The organism is Streptococcus suis (assembly GCF_024509555.1).
In the GTDB taxonomy this organism is placed as follows: domain Bacteria; phylum Bacillota; class Bacilli; order Lactobacillales; family Streptococcaceae; genus Streptococcus; species Streptococcus suis_AD.
In genome coordinates, this window is sequence record NZ_JAMWEL010000034.1 from 1 (window position 1) to 10,552 (window position 10,552).

Annotated in this window: 4 protein-coding genes; 1 reads left to right on the forward strand and 3 read right to left on the reverse strand. The window is 40.7% G+C overall.

The annotated features are described in order from the left end of the window. Together NF418_RS10145 and NF418_RS10150 are read right to left on the reverse strand one after the other, a co-directional pair. On the reverse strand, positions 1–7,212 hold a 7,212-nt coding region (locus NF418_RS10145), incomplete at its 3' end, for a MucBP domain-containing protein (protein WP_256779513.1). Positions 7,213–8,109: 897 nt separating this feature from the next. Next, positions 8,110–8,448, reverse strand: a complete 339-nt coding sequence (locus NF418_RS10150; protein WP_105109201.1) for an ATP cone domain-containing protein — start codon at positions 8,446–8,448, stop codon at positions 8,110–8,112. 162 nt (positions 8,449–8,610) lie between these two features. Here NF418_RS10150 and pepF point away from each other — a divergent pair, with 162 nt between their 5' ends. Next, positions 8,611–10,401: an oligoendopeptidase F gene (gene pepF / locus NF418_RS10155; protein WP_256779515.1), complete on the forward strand. Its 1,791-nt coding sequence runs from the start codon at positions 8,611–8,613 to the stop codon at positions 10,399–10,401. Positions 10,402–10,459: 58 nt separating this feature from the next. Here pepF and NF418_RS10160 read toward each other — a convergent pair. Beyond that, on the reverse strand, positions 10,460–10,552 hold a 93-nt coding region (locus tag NF418_RS10160; protein WP_141600250.1), incomplete at its 5' end, for an IS3 family transposase.

Here is a 10,552-nt window from a genome sequence, read left to right on the forward strand (position 1 = left end):
CGGAATTTCCTTATCTGGCTCAGTTGGGTCAAATGGGTATTCTGTCTTAGGACGTTTATTCTCTGGTACATTCGGAATGAGTGGAATCCAGTTAGCTACTTTTTGGTAAACATAAGTAATCGTTGTTGTACCTTCAACCACGTTGCCTGTTTCTTCCACTGACTTACCAGCTGGATCAACCGCAGTCGTCTTAGACGGTACAAGAACATACTTGTCACCATTACGAACGATTTCAGTTGGTTTGTCACCTTCGTCTGTCGTGTCGTACTTAGTACCTGCTAGAACATCATCCTCATCTGTAACAGAATCCTTAAGAGTATTGCCGTCTGTATCAACATACTTAATTACCACATCACCCTTGACAGGCACGTAAGGAATCAAGGTATCCACACCTGGTGTTTCTGGAGTTGGTGGAACGTAGCCCTTGCTTGGATCTTCTGGATCAACAGGTGTCAACGGAGTATTGTCCTTCGGATCGACTGGGGTGTAACCCGGTACGTGCGGAATGACTGGTTGATCTGTTGTCGGATTGGTTGGAATAGACGGAATTTCCTTATCTGGCTCAGTTGGGTCAAATGGGTATTCTGTCTTAGGACGTTTATTCTCTGGTACATTCGGAATGAGTGGAATCCAGTTAGCTACTTTTTGGTAAACGTAGGTAATCGTTGTTGTGCCTTCAACCACGTTGCCTGTTTCTTCCACTGACTTACCAGCTGGATCAACCGCAGTCGTCTTAGACGGTACAAGAACATACTTGTCACCATTACGAACGATTTCAGTTGGTTTGTCGCCTTCGTCTGTCGTGTCGTACTTAGTACCTGCTAGAACATCATCCTCATCTGTAACAGGTGACTTCAGAATATTGCCATCAGTATCCACATAGTTGATGACCACATCACCCTTAACAGGCACATACGGAATGAGCGTATCCTCACCTGGTGTTTCTGGAGTTGGTGGAACGTAGCCCTTGCTTGGATCTTCTGGATCGACAGGTTTCAACGGAGTATTGTCCTTCGGATCTACTGGAGTGTAGCCCGGTACATGAGGGATAACTGGTTTGTCCGTAGTTGGGTTGGTTGGGATAGACGGAATTTCCTTATCTGGCTCAGTTGGGTCAAATGGGTATTCTGTCTTAGGACGCTCATTCTCTGGTACATTCGGAATGAGTGGAATCCAGTTGGCTACTTTTTGGTAAACATAAGTAATCGTTGTTGTACCTTCCAGTACCTTACCAGTTTCAGTAGTATCTGTACCTGTCGGATCTGTTGCGGTTGTCAGACTAGGCACTAGTACATACTTACCATTGCTATTTGTAATAACTTCTGGCTTGTCACCCTCGTTGGTCGTATCGAAGTCTGTACCAACAATGACATCATCCTCATCAATAACTGTATCTTTTAGAGTGTTACCTTCTGTATCAGTATACTTGATGATGACATCGCCAAGTACTGGCTCGTAGTAATAGGTCACTTCAGTAGTTCCAGGAGTCACTTTACCAGTCGAATTACCATCTTTCACGTTTGGAACTAGTCGATAAAGCTTACCATCTTTTGTAATTGTCGGTGGTACTTCACCATCTTCCTCCGTATTATAATCACGGCCTGTTGAACCTTCCTCTGTGTCGGTTCTTGGATCTTGTAACGGTTCACCAGAGGTAGATTTGAAGTTAACAACAACCTTACCTGTTACTTCCTTATAGACATAGGTAACTTCTTTGGTCTCACCTTCTACTACTGTACCAGTTTCATCTCCTTCATGACGAACCAATTCGTAGGTCTTACCATCTTCAGTAGTGATAGTGGTTGGCTTATCCCCCTCGTCTGTCGTGTCATAAGGCTTACCTGGTGTTACTTGATCTTCATCCGTAACACTTGTCTTAATTGTCACACGTGTTACTGTGCCGTCTTCAGCTGGAACCTCTGCCACATAGTTAATCACGACAGAGCCTGTAACTTTAGTATAAACATAAGTCACCTCTAGTGTTTCACCAGCAACAATCTTAGCAGTATCACCATTTTCAGCTGCAGAATCTGCCTTGACTTCTTTCAAACGGTATAGATTGCCGTCTTTAGAAATGGTTTCCGGCTTATCGCCTTCGTCAGTCGTATCGTAAGCAGTACCTGGCTTAGCGTTTTCTTCATCCATGACAGAATCTTGCAACGGTGTTCCAGCAGCGTCATCAAGAATGTAGTTAATCTTGACATTGCCAGCTTTTTCATAGATGTAGGTTACTTGCGTTGTACCTTCAACAACCTGACCAGTTTCACCAGATAGACCGTCACCAACCTTGACTTCTGTACCAGCCGGCTTGATGTAGTAAACATCGCCCGTACCATCTTCCACAATCTTTTCTGGCTTGTGATCAGTCGTTGTATAATTCTCACCAATGTTGCCATCATTCACATCCACAACTTGTGGTGCAATGACCTTGCCATCAGTATTTTCATAGTTAACAACCACATCACCAGTCACAAGTTGATAATAATAGGTCACTTCAGTTGTTCCAGGAGTTACCTTACCAGTCGGATTACCATCTTTCACGTTTGGAACTAGTCGATAAAGCTTACCATCTTTTGTAATTGTCGGTGGTACTTCACCATCTTCCTTCGTATTATAATCACGACCTGTTGAGCCTTCCTCGGTATCGGTTCTCTGATCTTGTAACTTTTCACCAGAGGTAGATTTGAAGTTAACAACAACCTTACCTGTTACTTCCTTGTAAACATAAGTAATTTCTTTGGTTTCACCAGCAGCAACTTCACCGGTTTCATCATGACCCTCATTGCGAACAAGGGTATAAGTCTTACCGTCTTCAGTTGTGATAGTGGTTGGCTTGTTGCCTTCATCAGTTGTATCATAAGGAGTTCCTGGTTTGACATTGTCTTCATCAAGAACATTTGGTTGCAACTCTGATTGGATACCTTTGTCATCTTCCTTGACATAACGAATGACAACACTTCCAGCTTTAGCATATACATACTGAACAGTGGTAGTTGTTTCTGCCACAGTTCCTTCAGGTTGATCAGAACCTTTTTTCAACTCAATGTAATGATAAATGGTTCCATCAGCTGTGGTAATCGTAGCCGGTCTGTGGTCTTCATCCGTATTATATGGTGTACCAACAGAGGCTTGAGTAGTATCTGTCACTCGCTTGTCTACGTTGCCACCGGTATCTGTCTTACCAGTCAAAAGATTACCTTCTGTATCGTAGTATTCAACAACTACATCACTCTTAACCTCAGTATAAACATAAGTCACTTCAAGCGTTTCACCAGCAACAATCTTAGCAGTATCACCATTTTCAGCTGCCGAATCTGCTTTGACTTCTTTTAGTCTATACAACTTGCCGTCTTTAGAAATTGTTTCCGGCTTATCGCCTTCGTCAGTCGTATCGTAAGCAGTACCTGGCTTAGCGTTTTCTTCATCCATGACAGAATCTTTCAGCGTTGTACCCGCAGCATCGTCAAGAATGTAGTTGATCTTCACATTACCAGCTTTTTCATAGATGTAGGTTACTTGCGTTGTGCCTTCAACGACTCTACCTGTTTCGCCAGAAAGACCATTACCCGTTTTCACTTCCGTACCAGCTGGTTTGATGTAGTAAACATCGCCTGTACCTTCTTCAACAATCTTCTCTGGTTTGTCGCCTTCGTCACGTGTATCGTAGGCATCACCAATGTTACCATTATTTACATCCACTTTTTGCGGTGCAATGGTCTTACCATCGGTATTCTCATAGTTAACCACCACATCACCAGTTACAAGTTGATAATAGTAGGTTACTTCAGTTGGAGTAGTCTTAATATCACCTTCTTCTTCACCTTTGGTCAGATGTTCAACAATACGATAGGTTTTACCATCTGCCGTTGTAATAGTGGTTGGTTTCAAATCCGTAGTGTTATAACCTGTTCCAGTATTAGTTGTTGAGGCGTTTTGGCTGTCATATACCTTGCTTTCAGTTGTCCCTTGACTAGCTGTACCTTTGTTGGTTACACCAGAAATCAAGTTCCCTTGAATATCTTTATAATAAACGATAACATCGCCTGTTACTTCCTTATAGACAAAGGTAATTTCTTTGGTAATACCAGAGGCGACTGAGCCAGTTGCTTCGTGAACACCTGTTACCTCAGTCACATTGCTTACTGACAAATGATGATCCGCTTCAACCGTACCTACAGGATGTGTACCAGCCGGAGCCAATTCATATGTCTTACCATCTGCAGTGATAATTGTTGCAGGTCTATTATCAATAATAGTGTTATATTCCGTACCAGCTTTGGCATTGACAGTATCTGCAACTTTTTCAGCAACTACCTTGCCAGCACCGTCTGTACCTAACAATTTATTACCATCAATATCAACGTAATTTACATTCACGCTACCAGCTAGTTCATAGACATAAGTCAATTCTTTCAGAGTGTCTCGCTCAACAATACCAACTTCATCTGTAATTTTAACAATCGAACGTTTTTCAGTATCTGTATTTTGAGAAACAGGCTTGAGGTCTGCCGCATCCACTTCCTTATAGTAGTAGACTGATGTTGTGCCATCCGTACCTACTTTTTCAATCTTATCAACTAGTTTTGATTTTGTATCATAAGCTGTATTCGTATCCGCATGTTCAAAAACAAATTGAGGATCTTTCAATTCTGTACCAGCAGTGTCTACATAGTAGACCTTCACCCCACCCTTTTCAGCGTAATAGTAATTCTGATTGTTCTCATTCGCAGTCAACATATTGAACATAGCGATGATGTTTGTTTGTAGATCTGCATTCTCTGCTTCTTCAACACCATCTTTATTAACGGTAATACTTACACGTTTTGGTAGGCCTTTATCGTCTACCTCCGTCTTACTAAGAAGTTTTATACCATCTTTAGTTGGAGCAGTTGGTCTCCAGTCAACCATTGGGTCTGACAAATACGAATCAAGCTTAAGTGCGATTGTTGTAGCAACTTTACCATCTGCAATGTATGTATAGTAATTTTTTACGGTGTGATTCCAAGTTGTTAAGCCAGTAACTGCATCTGGTCCGTCATTGGCAGTAAGTGTTTCTGCTTCTGTAGATACAAATGTCAGCAAGAACTTGTTATCATCTGTGTTGATTTCGGAAGCATAGTTAGCACGGATTTCCGCCAAACGACTAGCTTGTTGATCACTTGTTAAGCTAGTATCTGCATTAACTGCTTCAATTTCAGCTAGGTATTTATTGACAATCGCGATACGATTTGTAAAATCTAAGGCTTCTGCACCACCATTCGCAACAAAATTTACTGGCGACATTGAAGCGTAGTTTTTATAGTTCTCGATAAAATCAGGATGATCAGGGTTTAATACAAAGTTTAGGAAACGTGAAGTACCATCTTCTTTTGTGACATAGATAACCCTTGCAGTCTTAGAAGTAGGGAAGTATTGGATAAGTGGGGTACCAACTGAGTAGTTCGTAGAAACTGGTGTATCTTTAATAACTGGAGCCTCAATCAATTCATAATTTGCAAACTTGGCTGCATCAGAAATTGTAAAGGAATCCCCCGAAACCATGGCTACGTGAGTGTAACTTGCAAGAAGTTCTTGTGCACGACGTTCAGTTTCTTTAACATAATAGCTAGTAACCTGAGCAGGCAGATATCCCGGTGCCAGACCAGTATAACTGTTATAAGATGTGCTATCATCTGTTAGAAGTGAATAAGCAACCGAACCTTTACCGTTCTGACCCCGTCCAGAGTTGATATTCACATATCTAACGCTTGTTTGTTGACCTGTTGAATCCGTAAATGGCATCGTAGTTAATGACATTCGGTAAGTAAAAGGATCTAGATTTTTCGGTCCATTTGCAATTGTTTGGAATTGATGACGGGCAGTATTTTCTGGGATTTCAATCTCTTCTATAAAGCCATTTTGTTTACTTACCAAACGAGCATAGATATTACCGGTTGTTTTAACCCGATCCATAGAGAGGGTGATATAGTAATCTGTTCCGTAACGGTGATTATATGATCCTGATTTCGTACCAGGTGCAACTTTAACATCTTCATCTGGAGCTGACAAACTATAAATCAAGAAAGTAATACGGCCTTCTGTAGGGTCAACAGCGTATCCAGCAGGAATACGTTGCTCTTGAGGTTTTGTCGTGGCTGTTGCCGTTGCCGCTTCTTTGTTGAGAACTTCTTCATTCTCTGTCCAGTAACCTGGTCTGTTAGTTGCGTCATTCATGTCAGTGACATTAGTCAATGAAATCTCAATAACATCTGTACCCAAGAACTTACGTAGTTCAAGGACGAGTGCTTCAACATTGGTACGAACGGCATCGATTTTAGCATTGACGATTTCAAGAGTAGCCTTGGAATCATTCAGAGTAACCGTTGCCTCAGTGGCTGTTAGTTTTGTGGCAGCAGCAACTGTTTTTAAGGCTTCATTCTCTTGGTCTGAGGTCGCTACCAAGCGTTCTGCCTGACTAGATAAAACCTCTGCCTCAGAGGTGACTTGTTCAAGGACATGTTTGGCTTCTTCAACACTTGTTGGGACAATTGGTTGAGCGACTGGATTAGTTGGCTCAGTTGGAACAACTGCTGCTCTGACTGTCTCGCTGGCTGGAGATTGTGGAACTTCAGCAACAACTTTCTCCTCTGGTTTTACCTCTTCAGCAGTTTCGAGAGTTGGCTCTTCCACTTTTTCAGTTACCTGTTCTTCTTTCGTTCCTGCTTCTTCTGCAGGTGGAGCGACTGGTGTTTCTTCAACAACCTCTTCCTCAACTACTTGAAGCACATCGAGGTTGAGGTAAACCGTCGGAACTTCACCTTCAAGAAGAGTAACTGTTAATTTATTGTCTTGATTACTTGCGAGACTATACCCTTCTGGAAGAAGAAGATTAGACAAAGTATGGCTATAGGTAGCCTTTTCTTCGGTAGTTGAAATGCTATGTGTCAGAGTGTCTTCTTTGATAGTTAATCCATTACTATCGACAAAAACAACTTTATAAGTAAAGGTTACCTGTCTAGCGGCCTTTACTGCTCCACCTGGGCTAGCCTCTGTAACCAGTTCCACTTGTGGCTGAGTATTTTCAGCAACCTGAGTTTCTGCTGCTGCTTGAATGCCATTTAAAAGCAAGCAAGAACCCAACAAAACACTCACAGCACCAATATGGTACTTCCGAATGGAAAATCGTTGACTGACACTATACCAATCAAACCTATTCTTTCGTGATTTACGCATTAAATACCTCCTAGTATTTCTATAAGCAAGTATAAACTTGGGATTACGTCTGTTGATTTCATTTTATAAACTGCTCATGTGAGGAATCTCCACTTTTGATTACCAACTTGCCGACAAGTTAACGGATCGTTGGATACAGTAGTTACGTCAACCAACAGACTATTATAGCTATATCGATATATCTATCTAGAGGGAAATTCCGCCATTGCAGCTCTAGATAAAATAACTAACCCTCCCATCTTTTTAGTTGTTTGATATATCCATATACCACAAGATTAACATATCAAATTTTTGTTGATATAGCAATTAATTCCCTCAATAGTTGGTATTAGAATTTTTTATTCATCTATAAGGATAGCTTATAGATTGTCTGGTAGGTAGTACATTTAAATCTACTAACACAATTTGGTTTCACTTCGAGAAGATAAAAAGACGTAGAGCTACTGTATTCCTATCGGAAATCAAGTTAGCTATTTGTTTTGTTGCAGACCTTCATCTAGAATCTTGAAGCCATAATAAAAAAAACGATTACCGAAACGGAAATCGTCTTTTAGGTGCTGAATTTCACCTACTACAGTCGTTCATACTGTCAGTACACATTTTATTTTAGGATTCGACCAATTGAACTAGCTTTGAGATATGGTCGTATTTGGCTTGCTCTAGCAAAGCCTACTCCAAAGTTCCTTGTTTGAAAGTGAATACATTTAACCATTGTTTTCATGACAACAAAGAATCCCTCAGGCACGATCTAAGGGATACACTAGCTACATAGGGGCTACCTATTATTATACGCTAAGCTGGAAAATCGAACAAATACAGTTTACATATTGCTCGTTATAACTTTTGACTATACCTACAAAAAAGCAGGAAGTTGATTACTCCCCACTCTTCTTCATTTTATCGAATCTGTTCAAATCGCAGATGTACAACAATCTTATCTGCATAGCCATTTCGTTCCAAATCACGTTGCAAACGATAAGAAATATAATGTTCAGCAATGGTAATATAGCCTGCATCCAATAAGCGATGTTCAACTTGTGACTGAACCATGCTAATGGTTGGACGTTCTGTATGAGCTTCTTCTAAATCAAGCACGACTTTCTTCGTCACTTGAGCTAGGTTTTTCCGCCATGTATCGTCGATTACATATACAGTTTGAGCTGCCTTAATAATGGCTTGGTAAATCTTTTCTGGGTCGAATTCTACAATTTCACCACTTCGTTTAATAACCTGCATATCTAACTCCTTTCCGGTTTTCAGTAAACCCTTTCATACTTCTATTATCTAGGTTTTTGCGCATTTTGTCAAGTTTTCTTTTCATAAATTGGTCTAACATTATTTTTCCTCAAACCAATTCTTATGTTATAATGTAGCTATCAATAAAAAAAGGAGAAATATATGACTTCTGCAATGCCAAAGCGTCAAGAAATTGATGTGCAATTAACTTGGAATACCGATTTGTTATTCCCAACACCTGAAAATTACAAAGAAAATTTGATTACTTATGCAAATCAAGTCACCGCTTTCGAAACAAACTTCAAAGGAAAACTAACAGACAAGGAAACCATAGTAGCTGCTCTTAAAGAATATGAAACCATTGTCATTCTTGATAGCAGACTTTCTCACTATGCGTTTCTTCCACTCGAAGTCGATAAGATGAATACCGAACTTGCTAGCCTTGCCAACGAATATGACTTGGTTGCAGCTAAGACTCTTCCAAAACGTGATTTCCTCTATTCTGAACTTGGTCAGTTAGATGAAGCCTTTCTTCTTGAATTAAAAGAGGAACAACCACAATGGGCTGCTTTCTTTGATGGTATTCTCCGTGACAAGCCGCATCAACTGCACCCACTTCAAGAAGAACTTTTATCAAATTTTGCTCCAACCTTTGGTCAGCCATATAATAATTACGGTGTGACCAAGTTTGAAGATATGACCTTTGAAAACTTCGAGGCAAATGGTCAAACGCTTGGTAATAGCTATGTTCTCTTTGAAAATGATTATGAACTCAGCCATGATACCGAAATCCGTCGCAATTCAGCTGCTGGTTTCTATTCAACCTTAAAAAAATACAAGAATACAACTGCAGCAACTTATTTGTCACATATCAAAAACGAGCAAATCGAAGCTCGCTTGCGTGGTTTTGACAGCACAATTGACTTCCTCTTGCATCGTCAAAATGTCTCTCGTGATCTCTTCGATCGTCAGATTGATGTCATCATGAAGGAATTGGCACCTCACATGCGTCGCTTTGTGAAATTGGTTGCTAAGGCTCATGGATTGGACAAGATCACACATGCTGACTTGAAAATCAGTCTACCATCTGAATACAACCAACGCATCACTCCTGAAGAATCCAAACAATTCTTGATTGACTGCTTGGGTATTCTTGGTGAGGACTACGTGAAAATGATTGAACAATCATTTGATGAGCGTTGGATTGACTTTGCTCAAAACGAAGGTAAGGCTACGGGTGGCTTCTGTGCTACTCTTTATGATGGACCATCTTACATCCTCCTTTCATGGACAGGATTGATGAACGAGGTCTTGGTATTGGCTCACGAATTGGGACATGCTGGTCATTTCCAATTGGCTAAGAAACAAAGCGTTCTCAGCTACGATCCATCCCTCTACTTCATTGAGGCGCCTTCTACTGCTAATGAAGTCTTGACATGTAACACCCTTTTGAAAAACAACCAAGATCCTGGCTTCCAGGCTTACTTGATTAGCGAGTTGATCAGCCGTACTTACTTCCACAACATGGTCACTCACTTGCTTGAAGCAGCCTTCCAACGTGAAGTCTACACTCGTTTGGACAATGAAGAATACCTCAATGGTGATATTCTCTGCCAAATCAAGTTGGATGTCATCAAGGAATTCTGGGGTGAAGACTTTGAAATCGGTGATGATGCAGGTCTTATCTGGATGCGTCAACCGCACTATTACATTGGTTTGTATCCATATACCTACTCAGCTGGTTTAACCATCGGTACTGCTATGGCGAAACAGTTGGAAGAACATCCTGAAGAAGTTGTTGAAAAATGGTTGGAAACCTTGTCGCTCGGTGCAAGTCTTTCTGCCCAAGACCTTGCAAAACACGCAGGTGTCGATGTTTCGACTGACCAACCACTTAAAGAAACTATTGCTTATGTCGGTTCCTTGGTGGATAAACTGGAAACACTAATCTAAGACACATAAAAGACTTGAACTTATTTTGTACTGACCCCAAAAAGTTAGACAAAAAATATTATTGAAAGGATTTAGTTCTATACTGAACAGGACTAAGTCCTTTTAGTTTTGTTTTAATGCGTTTATTGTTGTAGTAAAAAATATACTCGGT

Excerpts from the sequence above, each read along its gene's own strand:
- NF418_RS10150 (WP_105109201.1), bottom strand. The coding sequence starts at position 8,448 with ATGCAGGTTATTAAACGAAGTGGTGAAATTGTAGAATTCGACCCAGAA.
- pepF (WP_256779515.1), top strand. The coding sequence starts at position 8,611 with ATGACTTCTGCAATGCCAAAGCGTCAAGAAATTGATGTGCAATTAACT.